Origin of the sequence: Streptomyces sp. NRRL S-495 (genome assembly GCF_000966955.1) — a bacterium.
GTDB classification, from domain to species: Bacteria; Actinomycetota; Actinomycetes; order Streptomycetales; family Streptomycetaceae; genus Kitasatospora; species Kitasatospora purpeofusca.
In genome coordinates this window covers 1-19,089 of record NZ_JZWY01000262.1, presented here as the reverse complement: position 1 = coordinate 19,089, position 19,089 = coordinate 1, and the positions used below count along the sequence as shown (strand labels likewise).

The 19,089-nt window shown below is 71.4% G+C and carries 16 protein-coding genes and 1 tRNA gene; 7 read left to right on the top strand and 10 right to left on the bottom strand.

What is annotated here, in order from left to right:
- Positions 1–912 (top strand): helix-turn-helix transcriptional regulator (locus VR45_RS15155; protein WP_045940273.1); only part of this gene is annotated, 912 nt, incomplete at its 5' end.
- A gap of 85 nt (positions 913–997) precedes the next feature.
- Here VR45_RS15155 and VR45_RS15150 read toward each other — a convergent pair.
- From VR45_RS15150 to VR45_RS15140, 3 genes are read right to left on the bottom strand one after another with little or no spacing between them, the layout of a single operon-like run.
- Entirely contained in the window at positions 998–1,636 is a 639-nt protein-coding gene (locus VR45_RS15150; RefSeq protein ID WP_045940272.1) for a hypothetical protein, read from the bottom strand.
- Entirely contained in the window at positions 1,623–3,266 is a 1,644-nt protein-coding gene (locus VR45_RS15145) for a VWA domain-containing protein (RefSeq protein WP_078896533.1), read from the bottom strand. Before VR45_RS15145 ends, VR45_RS15150 begins: the two co-directional genes overlap by 14 nt.
- A gap of 29 nt (positions 3,267–3,295) precedes the next feature.
- Entirely contained in the window at positions 3,296–4,429 is a 1,134-nt protein-coding gene (locus tag VR45_RS15140; RefSeq protein WP_045940271.1) for a substrate-binding domain-containing protein, read from the bottom strand.
- Between the two features lie 274 nt (positions 4,430–4,703).
- Here VR45_RS15140 and pyk point away from each other — a divergent pair, with 274 nt between their 5' ends.
- The 3 genes from pyk to VR45_RS15125 all read left to right on the top strand — a co-directional run bounded on the left by pyk (position 4,704) and on the right by VR45_RS15125 (position 6,898).
- Positions 4,704–6,134: a pyruvate kinase gene (gene pyk / locus VR45_RS15135; RefSeq protein ID WP_030391373.1), complete on the top strand. Its 1,431-nt coding sequence runs from the start codon at positions 4,704–4,706 to the stop codon at positions 6,132–6,134.
- Between the two features lie 111 nt (positions 6,135–6,245).
- A complete protein-coding gene (locus tag VR45_RS15130; RefSeq protein WP_045940270.1) occupies positions 6,246–6,593 on the top strand; it encodes a type II toxin-antitoxin system RelE/ParE family toxin in 348 nt (115 codons plus the stop codon).
- Between the two features lie 5 nt (positions 6,594–6,598).
- On the top strand, positions 6,599–6,898 hold the full coding sequence (locus tag VR45_RS15125; RefSeq protein ID WP_045940269.1) for a helix-turn-helix transcriptional regulator: 300 nt from the start codon (positions 6,599–6,601) through the stop codon (positions 6,896–6,898).
- A gap of 102 nt (positions 6,899–7,000) precedes the next feature.
- Here VR45_RS15125 and VR45_RS15120 read toward each other — a convergent pair.
- Positions 7,001–7,073 (bottom strand) — tRNA-Leu (locus VR45_RS15120).
- A 100-nt stretch (positions 7,074–7,173) separates the two neighbouring features.
- On the opposite strand from VR45_RS15120, the gene VR45_RS15115 reads away from it, so the two are divergent.
- Positions 7,174–7,836, top strand: a complete 663-nt coding sequence (locus VR45_RS15115) for a response regulator (RefSeq protein ID WP_045940268.1) — start codon at positions 7,174–7,176, stop codon at positions 7,834–7,836.
- Between the two features lie 62 nt (positions 7,837–7,898).
- On the opposite strand, the gene VR45_RS15110 is transcribed toward VR45_RS15115, so the two are convergent.
- The 6 genes from VR45_RS15110 to VR45_RS15085 all read right to left on the bottom strand — a co-directional run bounded on the left by VR45_RS15110 (position 7,899) and on the right by VR45_RS15085 (position 14,658).
- Positions 7,899–8,615: an ABC transporter ATP-binding protein gene (locus VR45_RS15110; protein ID WP_045940267.1), complete on the bottom strand. Its 717-nt coding sequence runs from the start codon at positions 8,613–8,615 to the stop codon at positions 7,899–7,901.
- Entirely contained in the window at positions 8,612–9,457 is an 846-nt protein-coding gene (locus VR45_RS15105; RefSeq protein WP_045940276.1) for an ABC transporter ATP-binding protein, read from the bottom strand. The genes VR45_RS15110 and VR45_RS15105 overlap by 4 nt, the downstream gene beginning before the upstream one ends.
- A gap of 8 nt (positions 9,458–9,465) precedes the next feature.
- Positions 9,466–11,397 (bottom strand): branched-chain amino acid ABC transporter permease, encoded by a 1,932-nt coding sequence (locus VR45_RS15100; protein WP_045940275.1) that lies wholly within the window; start codon positions 11,395–11,397, stop codon positions 9,466–9,468.
- A gap of 5 nt (positions 11,398–11,402) precedes the next feature.
- Positions 11,403–12,332 carry a branched-chain amino acid ABC transporter permease gene (locus tag VR45_RS15095; protein WP_045940266.1) on the bottom strand — a complete coding sequence of 310 codons (930 nt, stop codon included), beginning with the start codon at positions 12,330–12,332 and terminating at the stop codon, positions 11,403–11,405.
- A gap of 132 nt (positions 12,333–12,464) precedes the next feature.
- Positions 12,465–13,697, bottom strand: a complete 1,233-nt coding sequence (locus tag VR45_RS15090) for a branched-chain amino acid ABC transporter substrate-binding protein (RefSeq protein WP_045940265.1) — start codon at positions 13,695–13,697, stop codon at positions 12,465–12,467.
- Between the two features lie 547 nt (positions 13,698–14,244).
- On the bottom strand, positions 14,245–14,658 hold the full coding sequence (locus VR45_RS15085) for a hotdog fold thioesterase (protein ID WP_045940274.1): 414 nt from the start codon (positions 14,656–14,658) through the stop codon (positions 14,245–14,247).
- A 379-nt stretch (positions 14,659–15,037) separates the two neighbouring features.
- On the opposite strand from VR45_RS15085, the gene polA reads away from it, so the two are divergent.
- Together polA and VR45_RS15075 are read left to right on the top strand one after the other, a co-directional pair.
- Positions 15,038–17,722, top strand: a complete 2,685-nt coding sequence (polA, locus tag VR45_RS15080; protein WP_078896531.1) for a DNA polymerase I — start codon at positions 15,038–15,040, stop codon at positions 17,720–17,722.
- Between the two features lie 88 nt (positions 17,723–17,810).
- Positions 17,811–18,500 (top strand): hypothetical protein, encoded by a 690-nt coding sequence (locus tag VR45_RS15075; protein WP_045940263.1) that lies wholly within the window; start codon positions 17,811–17,813, stop codon positions 18,498–18,500.
- Positions 18,501–19,089 lie beyond the last annotated feature (589 nt).

Below are 19,089 nucleotides of genomic sequence, written 5' to 3'. Positions count from 1 at the left end.
ACCCCCGACGCCGCCCCCGAGCCCCGCCCCACCGACGACACCGGCCCCGGCCGCTACGCCGAACTCCTCGGCCAGCAGAACGCCCACCTCGTCGCCCAGGCCGTCATCGCCCTCGTCGAGACCGGCCGGCTCTGGCAGGCCCACGGCCTCGCCCGCGCCGTCGCCGCCGACCGGGCCCGGGACTCCTGGGAATGGAACGAGTACCTCTACTCCCGGGGCCTGCTCCGGCTCGCCTCCGGCGAACCCGCCGAGGCCCTCGCCGACCTCCTGGAGTGCGGCCGCCGCCAGGGCGAACGCCAGGTCCGCAGCCCCATCGTCACCCCCTGGCGCTCCGCCGCCGCCGAATGCCACCTCCAGCTCGGCGAACCCGGTCCCGCCGTGGCCCTCGCCGAGGAGGAACTCCGCCTCGCCCGGATCTGGGGCACCGCCCGCACCGTCGGCCGCGCCCTGCGCACCCTCGCCGCCGCCACCGGCGGCCGGCACGGCCTCGACCTCGCCGCCGAGGCCGTCCTGCTGCTGCGCACCGCCGAGATCGACACCGAACTCGTCCCCGCCCTCATCACCTACGGCCGGCTGCTCGGCGACGGCGGCCGGCGCGGCGCCGCCCGGCGGGCCCTGCGCGAGGCCGCCGGGCGCGCCGAACGACTCGGCGCCGTCCGGCAGCGGGCCGCCGCGCTGGAGGCCCTGCGGGTCTCCGGCGCGCGGATCGGCCGCGGCGACCACGCCGGGGCGGAGGCGCTCACCGACAGCGAACTGCGGATCTGTCGGCTCGCCGCCGCCGGGCACTCCAACGCCGAGATCGCCGCCATGCTGCACCTCGCGGTGCGGACGGTGGAGACCCACCTCACCAACAGCTTCCGCAAGCTGGGGGTGCGCCGCCGCCTCGAACTGCCCGGCGCGCTGGAGGCCTGACGGGACGGGCGGTGGTGCGGGCCGGGCATGCGAACGGCCCCGGTCCGCGGGGGACCGGGGCCGTTCAGCTCCTGCCTCGACGCTGTCAGGAGGCCGGCACCAGGGCCGCCATCTCGTCCACCGCCCGGGCCAGTTCGGCCGCCGGGTCGGCCCCGTCCGCCGCCCACGGCTGCCAGGTCAGCGCCCGCAGGTAGCCGTCCACCGCCAGCGGCAGCCGCCGCCGGACGATCGGCTCGGTGGTCGGCCCCGGCCCGGCGGTGCGCAGCCGCGCCAGCAGCCCCGGCACGTTCGCCGACGACGGCAGCGGCGCCGAGCCGACGAACGCCGCCAGCTCCTCCAGCTGCGGCCAGAGCCTCGACGGGGCCGGGGCCGGGGCGGGGGCCGAGGCCGGGGACGCCGGGGCGGCCCGGGGTGCCTCCGACACCGGGGGCGCGGGCCGGGGCGTCGGACGCTGGACGCTCAGCGAGACGCCCAGCAACTCCTCCGACTCCTCCGGCCCGCCCAGCCCCTCCGACGGCTTGCGCCGCCACAGGGACACCGTCGCGACGTACGGCCCGGCCACCAGCAGCGCCGAGAGCGCCACCGGGCTCTGCAGCCCGATCGCCGCCCCCGCCCCGGCCACGGCCGCCCCGCTCGCCACGTAGTGCCGCGCGGAGGTCAGATACGCCCAGACCCGGTCACCGGGGCCGCCGGGGTCGTTCCCGCCACCGTTACTGGTAGCCACGGATCTCCTCGAACGCCCCGTCCAGCGAGCCCGTCCCGTCGAACAGCTTGCCGCCGGTCAGGTCGGCGATCCCCTGCAACTGCCCCTTCGCGGCGTCACCGAACAGGATCGGGAACACCGGCGTCGCCTTCTGCGCCGAGGACAGACCCTCGTAGAAGGTCCGGAAGTCCTTGTCCGACGCCCCCTCGTTGCTCTCCCCGTCCGTCATCAGCACGATCGAGGTGAACCGGTCGTCCCCGGCCGCCGACTGCTGCCGCTGGATCACCCGGTACGCCTCCTGCAACGAGGAGTACACCGCCGTCCCGCCGTCCGCCGACAACGCCTGCACATCCCCGTTGATCGACGCCAGCTCCTGCTGCGCGCCCGCGCCGGTCGGCACCGAATGGGTCTTCGTCGACTTCACCTTCGAGGCGAAGGAGATCAGCGTGACCTCCTCCCGGTCCCGGAACCGCCGCACCCCCCGGGTGTCGTCCGCGCCCGTCAGCCGGCCCATCGCCGACTTCAGCGAGGACAGCCGCTGCCCGGCCATCGAGCCCGAGGTGTCCAGCACGTACACCGTGCGCGAGGGCCGGCGCAGCTCGTTCTGGTACGAGGACAGCAGCCCGTCCGCCACCGCCCGGGTACCGGGGAACGGCAGCTCGTGCCGCCGGTCCGTCGGCAGCCCCGCCGCCGGGGCCACTCCCGCCGTCACCGGACGGCGCAGCGTCAGCTCCGAGATCCGCTTCTGCACATCCTCCTTCAGCAGATAGGAGGTGAGCCGCTGGAACGACTCCCGCTCCCGCTGCGCCGAGGAACTCAGCAGCGTCAGCGGGTAGTTCGCCGATATGACGCCGTCGATCGGACGGACCACGGTGAGCTGCTGGTCAGCGGCCAGCGTCTTGTTCATCGACAGCAGCACCGACTCGTAGTTCACCAGCGCGCCGATCGAGCCCCGCTCGGCCCGGCTGTACGCCTGCGCCAGCCAGCCCGAGGAACCGGACGTCAGCCTCTGGCCGGTGAAGAACTGCTTCAGCTGCGGCGTCGCCTTCTGCACATCCGCCTCGGTCAGCGCCGCGTTCGCGCCCGAGAAGGCCGAGGCCACCGACACCAGCGCCGAGAAGCCGGAGTTCGACCGCGACGGGTCCGCCATGCCGTAGGACAGCTTGCCGCCGGCCGCGGCCTCCGCCAGATTGCCCCAGGTCACCTTGGAGCCGTCGCCCCAGCCCAGGTCGCCCAGCACCGCCGAGCGGATGCCGAACGCGACCGGCGAGGCCATGATCGGCGTCTCCGAGAGCAGCTTCGACTTGCTCCCCTCGTCCAGGTGCAGGTACTGGTTCGACGGGAACCAGATCGCGTCGTACTTACCGTCGGTCCGGCCCGCGGACACCGCGTCCGCGCCGTCCAGCGAACCGGTCCAGGCGAACTGCACCGTCACCCCGGTGGCCTTCTGGGCCTCCTCCAGCACCGGCGCCATGTCCTGGAGTTCACTGCCGGCGAGCACCCGCAGCACCCCCGGCTGCGCGCTGGGCGCCGGCGCATCGCTGGGCCCGGGCTTCGGCGGCGGCGCCGGCGACGACGTGCACGCCGCCACCGAGGTCGCCACCAGCAGTGCCAGACCGGCCATCAGGCCCCGCACACCACTCCTGCGCATCGTGCCCGCTCCTGTCCTCATGTCCCCCATCACTTGGCCTTCGCGGCGTCGACCAGCTGCTTCATGACCGCCGGCGTCGGCACCGTGGCCTGCGAGACCTTCGCGACACCCAGGTCGGGTGCGAACGCGAACCGCGCTTCCGGGTTGCTGTTCTGCGCTTCCTGGACCTTGGCGGCGAACGCCGCCGCTCCCGCCGCGCCCGACGGCCGGAAGCCGTACTTGATCTCCAGGTCGCGCAGCGCCGGGTCGTCGGCCAGCGCGTCGGCGAGCCGCTGGCCCTTGTCGTTGAAGGCGACGATCGTGTGGTCGGAGACCACGGTGGTGTCCGGGTAGAGCATCACCATGTCCGTCGGGGCCTTCTTCTTCAGGACCAGTTCGAGCGCCTGGGACTCGTACGCCAGCACCAGCGGGCGGCCGTTCCCGGACACGAAGTCCATGAACGGTTCCTCGGTGGAGTTCTTCATGACTCCCTGCGGGGAGATGACCGCCTGCAGTTTGTCGCCGATCTGCTGCGTCACTCCCGACGGCGCCGGGATCACCTGGTTGGCGTTCAGCAGGTAGGACACCATGGCGAGGTACAGGGCGCCCGAGGAGGACGTCTCGGGGTTGGTGGTGGTCAGGAAGATGGACCCGACGAGGTCGCCCGGCTTCTCGTTCGCGGGCGGCTTCGGGAGCTTCTGCCAGGTTGTCCTGTTGTCGACGCCGTCGAGGAAGTCCTTCATCGAGAACTTCCAGACGTGGCTCGTCTCGTCCTGGGACGCCAGGTTGTTCTGCCTCAGCACCTCGGCGGTCGACTTGTACGTGACGATCACCAGCGGCGAGTAGAACGGCCGGGTCGGGGTGCTCTTCAGATTGTGGTCCGCCTTGATCGCCTCGGCGGGCTGCTGGCTCGCCGGGAAGACGAAGTCCAGGTTGTCGTTCTTGAGATCGCCCATCTGCCAGGAGCCGGCGCTCTGGGTGTTCACCACCAGTCCGCGGGCCTTCAAGGCGTCCTTGACCTGCTGGTCGTCGAAGAACGCGCCCTTCTCCGAGCCGACCATGCCGGTGAGGGTGATGACCTTGGCCGGATCGTCCCCGGGGTCGTCCTTCGTTCTGTTCAGGACCGCGAACGTCAGACCCCCGAGTACCAGAAGTACCGTCAGTACTCCGATCACGCGCTTCATTCCGGAAGCTTCCCCCCTCGTCACAACGTGCTCTCCCCACCCGGGTGACGAGCGTCCCGCCGGGCCGGGAGCGGGGGCGGAAGTCCTGGTGAACCAGGGGTGAACAGCCCTTCACGGAATCGCATCGGGGATCGAGTACGGACGGACTGCCGGGGACCTCTCGCACGTCGGTCCGACGTCGTGTCAGATTGTTCAACTCTCCTTACGGCAACGGCCATCCCGTTGTCCGGACCGGCATCGACGTTACGCGCCGGTAATGCCTACTCTCAGCACTATGCGCCGAGCAAAAATCGTCTGTACCCTCGGGCCCGCCACCGACACGTACGACCAGATCAAGTCCCTGGTCGACGCCGGGATGGACATCGCCCGATTCAACCTGAGCCACGGCTCCCACATCGAGCACGAGGAGCGGTACCGCCGGGTCCGCAAGGCCGCGGACGAGAGCGGCCGCAGTATCGGCGTGCTCGCCGACCTTCAAGGCCCGAAGATCCGCCTCGGAACCTTCGCCGAGGGCCCGGTACTTCTCGAACGCGGCGACGAGTTCACCATCTCCACCGACAAGGGCGTCGAAGGGGACCAGAACGGCTGCGGCACCACCTACCCCGGCCTGGCGGGGGACGTCACCGCCGGTGAGCGGATCCTCGTCGACGACGGGCGGGTCACCCTGGAGGTCGTCGAGGTCGACGGGCCCCGGGTCCGCTGCCTCGTCGTCGAGGGCGGCCTGGTCTCCGACCACAAGGGCCTCAACCTCCCCGGGATCGCCGTCTCGGTGCCCGCGCTCAGCGACAAGGACGTCGCCGACCTGCGCTGGGCCCTGCGGACCGGGGCCGACCTGATCGCGCTCTCCTTCGTCCGCAGCGGCCGGGACGTCGAGGACGTCCACCGGGTGATGGACGAGGAGGGCCGCCGGGTCCCGGTCATCGCCAAGATCGAGAAGCCGCAGGCGGTGCAGAACCTCGACTCCATCGTCGACCGCTTCGACGGCATCATGGTCGCCCGCGGCGACCTGGGCGTGGAGATGCCGCTGGAGCAGGTGCCGATGGTGCAGAAGCGGGCGGTCAAGCTCGCCCGGCGGAACGCCAAGCCGGTCATCGTCGCGACCCAGATGCTCGATTCGATGATCAACTCTTCGCGGCCGACCCGCGCCGAGGCCTCCGACGTCGCCAACGCCGTCCTCGACGGCACGGACGCGGTGATGCTCTCCGGCGAGACCTCGGTCGGCAAGTACCCGTCCGAGACGGTCCGCACCATGGGCCGGATCATCGAGGCCGCCGAACAGGACGTCCTCGCCGACGGCCTGCCCGTCCTCACCCCGAGCAACAAGCCCCGCACCCAGGGCGGCGCGGTCGCCCGGGCGGCCGCGGAGATCGGCGACTTCCTGCACGCCAAGTACCTGATCGCCTTCACCCAGTCCGGCGACACCGCCCGCCGGCTGACCCGCTACCGCTCGCCGATCCCGGTACTGGCCTTCACCTACGAACCGGCCGTCCGCAGCCAGTTGGCGCTCACCTGGGGCGTGGAGACCTTCCTCGGCCCGTTCGCGCCGACCACCGACGAGATGGTCGAACAGGTCGACGCCGCCCTGCTCTCCCTGGGCCGCTGCGAGAAGGGCGACATCGTCGTCATCACCGCCGGCTCCCCGCCCGGCCTCGCCGGCTCCACCAACCTCGTCCGGGTCCACCACGTGGGCGCCCTGGACAACTGACCGGACCGGGAGCGTTCGTGCGAGGGCGGCATCCCCCGTATCGGGGAATGCCGCCCTCCTCGTGCCTCGGACGGCGGGGCGGACCACTGGCGCCTTCATATCATCCGTGTTATGACATGGGGAGAAGTGGAACTCGAGCCGGAGGTGCGGGACTGGATCCGCGGGCTCGGCCAGGATGCGCAGGAAACCGTGGCCTTCTACGTCGACCTGCTCGCCGACCGTGGCCCGTTGCTCGGCGAGCCCTACAGCAGGCAGTTGGACGGCAAGCTCCGCGAACTCCGCTTCCACCTGGTCGAGCTCGACATGCGGGTCACCTACTGGATCGCACCGGGCAGGAGGATCATCCTGCTCACAGTGTTCCGCAAGACCCGGATGCGGGAGACCGCAGAGGTCGACCGGGCCCGGCGAGCACTGGCGCGCTGCGTGGCGGAGCGGCACACCGTCGACGAGGAGGAGTGAGCGGAATGAGTGAGCGGACGTCCTGGCGGACCATGCGCGAGGAGATCCTGAACCGACCGGGTGCGGGTGCGGCCTACGAGGCCGCCCGTATCCGGTTCGAGCTCGGCGAGACCGTCCGGCTCCGCCGGGAGGCGCTCGGAATGACACAGGCCCAGCTCGCTGCGGCGTGCGGCATGCAGCAGCCCGCCATCGCCCGCTTCGAGACCGGTGGCACGATGCCCACCATCGTCGTTCTCGAGCGGCTCGCCTCGGCCCTCGGGATGCGTCTCACCGTGGAGCTGGAGCCTTTGGACCGGGCGAGCTGACCGCTCGCGGAGGTCGTCCGGGGTTGGGCGAATCTTCATTCGAAATATTGAAGATCGCCCACCGTCGGCCTGCTTCGATCCGTTTTGGAATCGAAGGAAAAGTACCCCGGGTGGGATTCGAACCCACGCTGGATGGTGTTTGAGACCATTGCCTCTACCGCTGGGCTACCGGGGCAAGCACGGATTCGAAGGCTGGCCCCCGACCCTGCTGATCTCAAACATACCGTGTCTGGGTACCCTCGTGCATGCAGTACCCCGCCGGAACGAGGAGCCCCGTGAGCACCGCCGACGAGCAGGCAGAGCCGCTTGAGACCGATTCGCCCCAGATCACCAGGATTGTGATCGCCGAGGACGAGGCGCTGATCCGCCTCGATCTGAAGGAGATGCTGGAGGAGGAGGGGTACACCGTCGTCGGCGAGGCCGGGGACGGGGCCACGGCGGTCCGGCTGGTCCAGGAGCTGAAGCCGGACCTGGCGATCCTGGACGTGAAGATGCCGGTGCTGGACGGGCTGTCCGCGGCCGAGCAGATCCACGAGGCGCACCTGGCGCCGGTGCTGATGCTGACCGCGTTCTCGCAGCGGGAGCTGGTGGACCGGGCGCGGGACGCCGGGGCGATGGCGTACATCGTCAAGCCGTTCTCCAAGAGCGACCTGGTGCCGGCGATCGAGATGGCGGTGTCCCGGTACACGGAGATGCGGACGCTGGAGGAGGAGATCGCGGATCTCACCCAGCGGTTGGAGACCAGGAAGCTGGTGGACCGGGCGAAGAGCGTGCTCCAGACCAAGTTCGGGCTGAACGAGCCGGCCGCGTTCCGGTGGATCCAGAAGACCTCGATGGACCGCCGGATGACGATGGCGGCGGTGGCCGAGGCGGTCATCGAGGAGGGCGCCGCGCAGGACCGCAAGAAGGCCGACGAGGCCGCGGACCCCGCGGAGTAGCAGGAACGAGGCGAAGGGCCCGGCGCGTGACGCGCCGGGCCCTTCCGTGTGGTGCGGGGAGGTCAGTCCTCGCCGAGGTAGGCCTTGCGGACCGACTCGTCGTGCAGGAGGTCGGCGCCGGTGCCCTGGAGGACGATGCTGCCGGTCTCCATGACGTAGCCCCGGTCGGAGAGCGAGAGCGCCGCCTGGGCGTTCTGCTCGACCAGCAGGATGGTCGTCCCGTCGGCCTTGAGCTCGACGATGGTCGCCATGATCTTCTGCATCATCAGCGGCGAGAGGCCCATGGAGGGCTCGTCGAGCATCAGCAGCTTGGGCCGGGACATCAGGGCGCGTCCCATGGCGAGCATCTGCTGCTCGCCGCCGGAGAGCGTGCCGGCGGCCTGCTTGCGGCGTTCGCCGAGGATCGGGAAGAGGCCGTAGGCCCGTTCGACGTCCTTGGCGATGCCGTCGGTGTCGTTGCGCAGGAAGGCGCCGAGGAGGAGGTTCTCCTCGATGGTCATGCGCGGGAAGATGTGCCGGCCCTCGGGGGAGTGGGCCAGGCCCAGGGCGACGATCTTGTGGGCGGGGACGGTGGAGAGGGCCTGGCCGTCGAAGGTGATGGTGCCGGCGGTGGGCTTGAGCAGGCCGGACAGGGTGCGCAGGGTGGTGGTCTTGCCGGCGCCGTTGGTGCCGATCAGGGTGGTGACCTCGCCCTGGTTGACGGTGAAGCTGATGCCCTTGACGGCTTCGATCTTCCCGTAGGAGACGCGGAGGTCCTTGACTTCGAGGAGTGCGGTCACTGGTCGGTCTCCGTAACGGGGGCGGTGCCTTCGAGCGGGGCGCCGAGGTAGGCGGTGATGACGCGTTCGTCGTTCTGGACCGTCTCGCGGTCGCCCTCGACGATCTTCTGGCCCTGGACCAGCACGGCGGTGCGGTCGCAGAGGTTGAAGATGAAGCGCATGTCGTGCTCGATGACGAGGACGGAGACGCCCCGGTCGCGGATGGCGAAGACGAGTTCCTCGGCGGCTCGGGTCTCCTGCGGGTTCATGCCGGCGGTGGGCTCGTCGAGGAGCAGCAGGCCGGGGTCGGAGGCGAGGGCGCGGGCGATCTCGAGCTTGCGCTGCTCGCCGTAGGGGAGGTTGCGGGCGAGGTGCTCGGCCTTGCCGGCGAGGCCGGTGAACTCCAGGAGTTCCATGGCCTTGTCGCGGCTCTCCTGTTCGGACCGGCGGTAGCCGGGGCCGCGCAGGACGGCGGAGAGCAGGCCCTGGTGCATCCGGCTGTGCCGGCCGACCTGGACGTTCTCCAGGACGGTCATGTTGGCGAAGAGCCGGATGTTCTGGAAGGTGCGGGCGATGCCGGCCTGGGTGACCAGGTGGGGCTTGGGGGGCAGGACCGCGCCCTGGTAGGTGACGGTGCCCTCGGTGGGGACGTAGAGGCCGGTGAGGCAGTTGAAGAAGGTGGTCTTGCCGGCGCCGTTGGGGCCGATGAGGCCGATGATCTCGCCCCGGCCGACGGTCAGGGAGACGTTGTTGACGGCGGTGAGGCCGCCGAACCGCATGGTCACGCCGGAGACGTCGAGCAGGGTCTCGGCGGGGGCCGGTGCCGGTGCCGGGGTGGGCGCGGGGGCGTCGGTGGTGGTCATCTGGAGGGTCACGCCCCTGCCTTGGAGAGGGCGACGGTGTCGCCGGTGGCCTGCGCCGGGATGTCGGCCTCGTGGAATTCGAGCTGGCGGCGCCGGTTGGGGATGAGGCCCTCGGGGCGCACCCGCATGAGGACGATGAGGGCGATGCCGAAGGCGAGCAGCTGGTAGTCGGCGAGGAACTCGAGCTTCTTCGGGATGAGGAAGAGCAGGGTGGCGCCGGCCAGCGGGCCGCTGATGGTGCCCATGCCGCCGAGGATGACGGCGGCGAGCAGGAAGGCGGAGTTGGGCGGCAGGGCCTCGGCGAAGGTGTACTGGTCGGGGGTGACGGTGTAGCTGACGTGGGCCTGGACGGTGCCGGCCAGGCCGGCCAGGCAGGCGCCGAGGGCGAAGGCGAGCAGCTTGAGGCGGAAGCCGTTGATGCCCATGGCCTCGGCGGCGGTCTCGTCCTCGCGGATGGCGACCCACGCGCGGCCGATGCGGGAGTTGCCGACCCGGGCGAAGACCAGGACGACGAGGGCGGTGACGACGAGCATCAGCAGGTAGTAGTTGGAGAACCGGCCGAGTTCGAAGCCGAAGATCGTGGTGGGCTTGCCGAGGTTCCAGCCCAGGATGTCCAGGTCGGGGATCCGGGGGATGCCGTTGGAGCCGTTGGTGATCTTCGGGCCGGTGGTGCCGTTGAGGTTGAGCATGGTGATGCGGAAGATCTCGCCGAAGCCGAGGGTGACGATGGCGAGGTAGTCGCCGCGCAGTCGCAGGGTCGGGGCGCCGATGACGACGCCGAAGACCATGGAGACCACGGCGCCGGTGAGCACGGCGCCCCAGAACGGGAACTGGACGTGGATCGGCGAGGCGGGGGAGCCGGAGACCAGGGCGGCGCTGTAGGCGCCGACGCCGAGGAAGGCCACGTAGCCGAGGTCGAGCAGGCCGGCCAGGCCGACGACGATGTTCAGGCCGAGGGCGACGGTGGCGAAGATCAGGATGTTGGTGGCGACCGAGGTGTACTGGTCGCTGGTCTGGGTGAACGGGAAGCTGGCGGCGGCGGCGAACGCGGCGCCGGTGGTGACGGTCTGGTACTTGACCGTCAGGGCGCGCAGTCGGGGCAGCAGGCCGGAGCGGCCGAGCGAGGCGACCACGGAGGCGGCCAGCAGCAGGTAGCCGGTGAAGAGTTCGCCGTACTCGGTGTCGATGCCGAAGGTGATGGCGAACAGGCCGATGGCGAAGGCGACCACGATCAGCGCGACCTCGACCCAGGAGGGCAGTGCGCGCGGTGCGGGGAGCGGCCGGTGCACGGTGCCGAGGCGCAGCCAGCTGTTGGCGGCGTGGCCGAGCTGGACCAGCAGGACGGCGCCGGTGGCGATCGCGAGGCCGCCGGCGAGGGCGGTGAGCACGGGGGCGACCGGCTTGTCCTCGGGGACGGCGTGGGTGGCGAACCAGAGCACCGGGGCGATCGGGACGAGCAGGAACAGTCGCCGGTCGAGGACCCGCAGCGGGACGGCGGTGCGCCGGTCGAGCGGCAGGCCGAGCGAGCCGGCCAGGGCGAGCAGGGAGCCGATGGCGAGGACCCAGCCGCCGGGTTCGAGGTTGGCGAGGCCGCCGAGGTCGGTGGAGATGGAGACCACCGAGAACCAGCCGACGGCGACGGCGCCGGCGGCGGCGAGCACGACGGAGTTGCTGCTGCGGCGGGGGGCGGCCCAGCGCAGGCCGGGGACGCCCTGGGTGGCGAGGAGGAGGACGAGGGTGACCAGTCCGGCGGTGAGGGCGAGCCACTGGAGGCCGGCCGGGGAGCCGTAGAAGGTCAGGTCGCCGGGGTACTCGGAGGTCCAGGTCCAGGGCATCAGGGCGGAGCCGGCGGTGGCGGCGGCGCCGAGGGCGGTGAGGAGGGCGGCGGTGCGGCCGGGGAGGGCGATGACCGGGGTGGTCTCGGTGCTGCTGGTGGTCATGGTGCTCACGCCCTGTCCGCGACGCGCTCGCCCAGCAGCCCCTGGGGCCGGACGAGCAGGACGACGATGAGGAGTACGAAGGCCCAGACGTCCTTCCAGGCGCCGCCTCCGAAGAGGTGCATGCCGGGCAGGTGCTGGATGTAGCCGGTGGCGAGGGCCTCGGCGAGGCCGAGGGTGATGCCGCCGAGCATGGCGCCGTAGATGTTGCCGATGCCGCCGAGGACGGCGGCGGTGAAGGCCTTGAGGCCGAGCAGGAAGCCCATCCGGAAGTCGACCTGGCCGCTGCGCAGGCCGTAGGCGACGGCGGCGACGGCGGCGAAGGCGGCGCCGATGGCGAAGGCCATCACGATGATCCGGTCGGTGTCGATGCCCATCAGCTTGGCGGTGTCCGGGTCCTGGCTGGTCGCCTGCATGGCGCGGCCGGAGCGGGTGCGGGTGACGAACCAGCCGAGGGCGAGCATGCAGAGCGGGGCGGCGACGAGGAGGAAGATGTCGCTGCGCTGGATGGCGACCGAGCCGATCTCGAAGGGGTCGCCGGGGATCTTCGGGAAGACCCGGGCCTTCTTGGCGTCCGGGTAGAAGGCGAAGACCAGCTGCTGCAGGGCGATGGACAGGCCGATCGCGGTGATCAGCGGGGCGAGCCGGGGGGCGGAGCGCAGCGGCCGGTAGGCGAAGCGCTCGGCGGCGACGGCGGTGAGGGTGGAGACCAGGATGCCGGCGATCAGCATCAGCGGTAGGGCCAGCCACAGGGTGGTGCCGCCGGGGAGGGCGAGGTAGGCGGTCAGGGCGCCGAAGCCGCCGACCATGACGATCTCGCCGTGGGCGAAGTTGATGAGCTGGACGATGCCGTAGACCATCGTGTAGCCGATCGCGACGAGGCCGTAGAGGGCGCCGAGGATCAGGCCGTTGGCCAGCTGCTGCGGTAGGTCGTGCACCGCTGGGCCTCCGTTGTGCGTGTGGGGTGTCCGCGTGGGTGGTGGATGTGGGTGCGCGCGGGGGCACTCGTGGCGCCCCCGCGCGGTAACTCCGACGTGCTGTGGCGTTCCTGACCTGTGATCAGGTGAGGGTCAGCCGCTGAAGGTGCCGGACTTCTCCACGGCCCACTTGCCGTCCTTGACGGTGTAGACGGTGAGCTGCTTGTTGGTGGTGTCGCCGAACTCGTCGAAGGAGACCTTGCCGGTCACGCCCTCGAAGGAGACCTTCTGGACGGCCTCGACGACCTTGGCGCGGGGGCTGTCGGGCAGCTTGCCGTTGTTGGCGGCGACGACGGCCTTGACGCCCTGGATGATGGCCCAGGCGCTGTCGTAGGAGTAGCCGCCGTAGGTCTCGTAGGCGTCCTTGTAGCCGGCGGCCTTGTAGTCGGCGATGAACTTGGCGGCGGTCGGCAGCTGCTCGACGGGCAGGCCGACGGCGGTGGCGAGGTCGCCCTGGCCCTTGGGGTTGAGCTTGATGAAGTCGCCGCTCTGGATGCCGTCGCCGCCCATCAGCGGGATGTTGACGCCGGCGTCCTTGAGCTGGAGCGAGAGCGGGCCGGCGGCGGGGTACTCGCCGCCGTAGTAGACCGCCTCGGCGCCGGAGGACTTGACCTTGGTGACGACGGCGGCGAAGTCGCGGTCGTCGGGGTTGACGTGCTCCTCGCCCATGATCTGGCCGCCGTTCTTGACGAACTGGCCCTTGAAGGTGGCGGCGAGGCCGGCCCCGTAGGTCTTCTGGTCGTCGATGAGGAAGACCTTGGTCTTCTTGGCGTCCTTGATCAGGTAGTCCGCGGCGAACGGGCCCTGGACGGCGTCGGTGGTGGCGGTGCGGAAGTAGCTCTTGAAGGGGCGGGCCTTGACGCCGCTGGCCCACTTCTCGCCCTGGCTGAGGGCGACGCCGGTGTTGGCGGGGGAGATCTGGACGAGGTTGGCGTCGTTGAAGATCTGCTGCATCGACTGGGCGACGCTGGAGTTCAGCGGGCCGACGACGCCGATGACGTCCTTGTCGCCCACCAGCTGGGTGGCGTTCTGCTGGCCGGGGGCGGGCTTGCCGGTGTCGTCGAGGCCCTTGATCTGGAACTTGACGCCGGGGACCTCGTTCTTCTCGTTGGCCTGCTTGACCGCGAGCTCGACGGAGTTGCGGATGCCGAGGCCGAGGGCGGAGAGGTCGCCGGTGAGGGGCGCGTCGACGCCGATGGTGACGGTGGTGGAGCCGCCGCCCTGGCCGCTGTCCCCGGACTTCTTGTCGTCGCGGGAGCCGCATGCGGTGAGGGTGAGGGCGCCGATCACGGCAATGCTCACGACAACTGCTGAACGATGACGCACGGGGGGTCCCCTTCGGTTCAGGAGGGCGCCGCGCCTGAACGGCGGGAGCCTGGATGCGCGGTGGGCCTGGCCCATTCCGGTGGCGCGGTGACTGGCCGTGACTCTAGATGCCGCTCGGCGGCTCTGGCAGTGCTGCGGCGAGGCTGTGATTCTCTTGTTATGAGCACACGGAGAAGTCGTCTCAGCATGTGGTCGTTTCGGCCCGACCGGCCCGCCCGGTGCCCAGTATTTCCACGCCAACACGCGCCATGTAAGGCGTAGAAGGGCAGGTGACTCCTGAACTCACCGATTACCGGACAAGAGTGTTCGCGCCGTTGGGGTCGGGCGTATGCGTCCGAATATCGGACGTCAGGCGCCGCCGGGCGCTGTTTTCGGGTGGACTCGACCCCCCGGGGTCCTCGACTGCTCGGATTTCCTAGTTGTTACGCACGGTTACATCGCTGCGGACGGCCGGACATGCCACCGCCCCCTTGTCCAGACCAACGACTTCCCAGCGTTGTCGAAGGTCAAACAAGGGGGCGGGCAAGGGATTTGACGGAGAATCGGCTCAGAGGTCGCGCAGCATGCAGGTGAGGCGGCAGCTGGTGACCCGCTTGCCGGTGTCGTCGGTGATCGCGATCTCGTAGGTGGCGGCGGTACGGCCCTTGAACACCGCGGTCGCCACGCCGGTGACCAGGCCGGAGGTCGCCGAGCGGTGGTGGGTCGCGTTGAGGTCCACGCCCACCGCGTACCGGCCCGGACCGGCGTGCAGCATCGCCCCGACCGAGCCGAGCGTCTCCGCCAGTGCCGCCGAGGCGCCGCCGTGCAGCAGCCCGTACGGCTGCTGGTTGCCGTCCACCGGCATGGTGCCGACCACCCGGTCGCCCGAGGCCTCGACGATCCTGATGCCCAGCTTGTCGCCCAGCCGGCCGCCGGAGAAGGTGGCCGGGTCCACGCCGAGCTTGGCGAAGTGGTCCAGCATCTCCTGCGGGACGTCGATGAGGGGGGAGACGTCGGGAGTGCTGCCGGGGGCGGTGCCGGTGCCGGTGTCGGGGGCGGTGTCGGGGGCCGGATCGGTCATGGGGGAACTCCTGCCGCTCGGGGGTCGCGTCGTCGTGCTGCCTGTGATCGTACGACCGTCCTACTCGGCGGTAGAGGCGGTGGCGGCGAAAACCGGAGTGGCGCCCGGGGCGCGAGCGCACCCCGGGGACGCCCGCCCCCGGCGTGCCCCTTTTGTCAGTGGCGGGCCCTAGGATCGGTGACCGGTAGTGGAATCGGCAGGAACGGACGTTGACGTGGCTACGCAGAGTACGGACAAGGGCGCGGCGGGTGGTGGCGGAGCCGGATCGCGGCCCCGCCTGATGCTGCTCGACGGGCACTCCATGGCCTACCGGGCGTTCTACGCGCTGCCCGTGGAGAACTTCAACACCTCCACCGGCCAGCCGACCAACGCGGTGTACGGCTTCGCCTCGATGCTCGCCAACACCGTCCGGGACGAGGCGCCCACCCACCTCGCGGTCGCCTTCGACCTCTCCCGCCAGACCTTCCGCTCGGTCGAGTTCCCCGACTACAAGGCCAACCGGGCCAAGACCCCGGACGAGTTCCGCAGCCAGATCGGGCTGATCGGCGAGCTGCTCGACGCGATGCACGTGCCGCGGCTGACCGCCGAGGGCTTCGAGGCGGACGACATCATCGCCACCCTGGCCACCGCCGCCGAGGCGGCCGGCTACGACGTCGACATCGTCACCGGCGACCGCGACTCGCTCCAACTGGTCACCGAGCACATCACCGTGCTCTACCCGACCAAGGGCGTCTCCGAGCTGACCCGCTACACCCCGGAGAAGGTCGCCGAGAAGTACGGCGTCACCCCCCGCCAGTACCCCGACCTCGCCGCCCTGCGCGGCGACCCGTCCGACAACCTGCCCGGCATCCCCGGCGTCGGCGAGAAGACCGCCGCCAAGTGGGTCAACCAGTTCGGCTCCTTCGACGAACTCGTCGCCCGGGCCGACGAGGTCAAGGGCAAGATCGGCGAGAAGCTGCGCGAGCACCTCGACTCGGTCAAGCGCAACCGGGTCCTGACCGAGCTGGTCCGGGACGTCGAACTCCCGCTCGGCGTGGCCGAGCTGGCCCGCGCGCCGTTCGACGCCCCGGCCGTCACCGCGCTCATGGAGACGCTGGAGTTCCGCAACGCCAACTTCCGCGACCGCGTCCACGGCATCGACCCGGCCGCCGCCGCCGAGCCCGAGGCCGCCGAACTCGCCCCCGGCGTCGAGGTCGACGGCGAGCTCCTCACCGACCCGGGCACCCTCGCCGCCTGGCTGCGGGAGCACGCCGCGGACAAGACCCCGGTCGCGCTGGCCGCCGTATACCGGTGGGCGCTCGGCGCCGGCGAGGTCTCCGAGGTCGCGCTCGCCGCCGGAGAGACGGCGGCCTGGTTCGACCCGGCGCTGCTCGCCGAGGAGGACGAACGCGCCTTCGCCGCCTGGCTGGCCGACCCGGCCGCCCCCAAGGCCCTGCACATCGCCAAGCAGGTCATGCGGGCCTTCGCCGAGCGCGGCTGGAGCATCGAGGGCGTCGTCGCCGACACCGCCCTCGCCGCCTACCTGGAGAAGCCCGGCCGCCGCACCTTCACCCTGGAGGTGCTCGCCGAGGACTACCTGGCCCGCTCGCTCACCCCGGCCCCGGCCGCCGAGTCCGGCCAGCTCGCCTTCGACGCCCCGGAGGAGGACCCGACCGCCGGCGCCCAGGCGCTGATGCTCCAGGCCCGCGCCGTGCTCGACCTCGCCGCGCTGTTCGACACCCGCCTCGCCGAGGTGGGCGCCACCGGACTGCTGCGCGACATGGAGCTGCCGATCGCCGCCCTGCTCGCCCGGATGGAGCGCACCGGCATCGCCGCCGACCGCGACTGGCTCACCGGCCTGGAGGCGCAGTTCGCCGCCGAGATCCAGCGGGTGGTCGAGGAGGCGCACGCCGCCGCCGGCCACGAGTTCAACCTCGGCTCGCCCAAGCAGCTCCAGGAGATCCTCTTCGGCGAGCTGGCGCTGCCCAAGACCAAGAAGATCAAGACCGGGTACACCACCGACGCCGACGCGCTCACCTGGCTCGCCACCCAGACCGACAACGAACTGCCGGTCGTCCTGCTGCGCCACCGCGACCAGGCCAAGCTGCGCACCACCGTCGAGGGCCTGCTCAAGACGGTCTCCCCGGCCGGGCGGATCCACACCACCTTCAACCAGATGGTCGCCGCCACCGGCCGGCTCTCCTCGCAGGACCCGAACCTGCAGAACATCCCGGTCCGCACCGAGGAGGGCCGGATGATCCGCCGGGCCTTCGTGGTCGGCGAGGGCTACGAGTCGCTGCTCACCGCCGACTACTCGCAGATCGAGCTGCGGATCATGGCCCACCTCTCCGAGGACGAGGCGCTGATCGAGGCCTTCGCCACCGGCGAGGACCTCCACACCACCGTCGCCTCCCAGGTCTTCGAGGTCCCCGGCGACTCCGTCGACGCCGAGATGCGCCGCAAGATCAAGGCGATGTCCTACGGCCTCGCCTACGGCCTGTCCGCCTACGGGCTCTCCCAGCAGCTCGGCATCAAGCCGGCCGAGGCGCAGGGCCTGATGGACACCTACTTCGAGCGCTTCGGCGGCGTGCGCGACTACCTGCACCGGGTGGTCGAGGAAGCCCGCGCCACCGGCTACACCGAGACCCTGCTCGGCCGCCGCCGCTACCTGCCGGACCTCAACAGCGACAACCGCCAGCGCCGGGAGATGGCCGAGCGGATGGCGCTCAACGCCCCGATCCAGGGCTCGGCCGCCGACATCGTCAAGATCGCCATGCTGCGGGTGGACGAGGCGCTGCGCACGGCGGGGCTGACCTCCCGGATGCTGCTCCAGGTGCACGACGAAATCGTGCTGGAGCTGGCCCCGGGCGAGCGCGAGCCGGTCGAGGCGGTCGTCCGCGAGCAGATGGCCGGCGCCTACCCGCTGCGGGCGCCGCTGGACGTCTCGGTCGGCGTCGGCGTCAACTGGGAGGTCGCGGCACACTGATGCGCCGTCAGCAGGCCCCGGGCGCAGCTTTTTCGAGGCGGCGCCCGGGGTCTTCTCGGCACCGGGGAGCGGCCCTACCCTGGCGGGTATGCCTGCCGATGAGGTGCTCCGCCGCCGCCGTGACGGCACCACCGTCGACCTCGTGTTGGAGCCGGGCGGGGGCTCCTGGCCCGCCGCCGCGCTCCTGGTGCTGCGCACGCTCGCCGTCCTGCTCGCCGTGGGTTTCGCGTTCCTCCCCGTCGGCATGCTGCTCGTGGCAGTCGCGGTGATCGTCGGCGCCACCTTCGTGGGCGCGGTGACCGTCTGCGCGGCGCTGTGGGTGTCCGCCGCGCTGCTCCTGTGGCCGTTCGTCGCGGCCGCCGAGCTGCGGTCGGTCCGCCGGGTGCAGTTCGCCCCGGCCCGGAACCCGACCGAACTGCGGTTCGTCCGGGGTGCCCGCGCCGGCGCCTGGGCCCCGATCTCCGGCCTGCGCCGGATCCAGCTGCGCGAGTCCGTGGAGGAGCCCTACGAGGGCGACCCCGCGCCGGCCGTCCGCACCCTCGACATCACGGTGGTGACCTCGACCGGCGGCGAGGGCCCGCGCAGTGCGCCGAAGGGCACCGACGTCGACGCGCTCCAGCGCTCCCTGGAGGACCTGCTCGGCCCGGCCGGCATCCCCGTCCTGCGCCGTACCGAACGTCGCGTCCGCCCCGAGCCCCGGCGGCCCTCCGGCGGCGGCTGGGTCTACGGCGGCTCGGGCTCGGCCAATTCCGGCGGGGGCTTCTCCGGCGGCGGGTGAGTCGGCGCCTCACCCGCCGGTGCCCGGGGACGTCCTCCCGGGTGTGCCGCCGGTCTTCCCGGACGGCCGCCGGCCCGGTGGCGTTCATCACCGCCCGGCGAACGGCGCGGAAACTCCCCGCTGCGGCGGCCGGCCCACCCGCCGCTGCCCGACCCGGCGGGGACGCCCCTGCGGATGCCGTGCCGGTGGACGCCCCGCCCGCCGTCGGCCCGCCGGAGCAGCGGTCCTGAGCGTCGGCGGCAGGGCGCGGGTCGCCGGGCCGCCGTCCGCGCTCCCGGCGATCCGGGGGATCCGCCGGGAGCGCCCGGGCGTCGCGGTGGCCCCGGGGGGTTGATACCGGGTCAGGGAGCCTCTTCACTTGTCATGGCGCCGCCGTCCTTGATCGTGGGCGCGGCACCATCGCTCCGACGCTCCACCGCTCCGACGCCCCACCGCCCCACCGCTCCGATGCTCCACCGCTCCGACGCCTCACCCGACGAGTCTGGAGATCCCCTCATGTCCCAGTCCCGCCTGCGGCGCGCCGTTGTCGCGCTGACGGCCCTGCCCCTGCTCGCGCTCGGCGCGGGCCAGGCCGTGGCCGCCCCGGCCC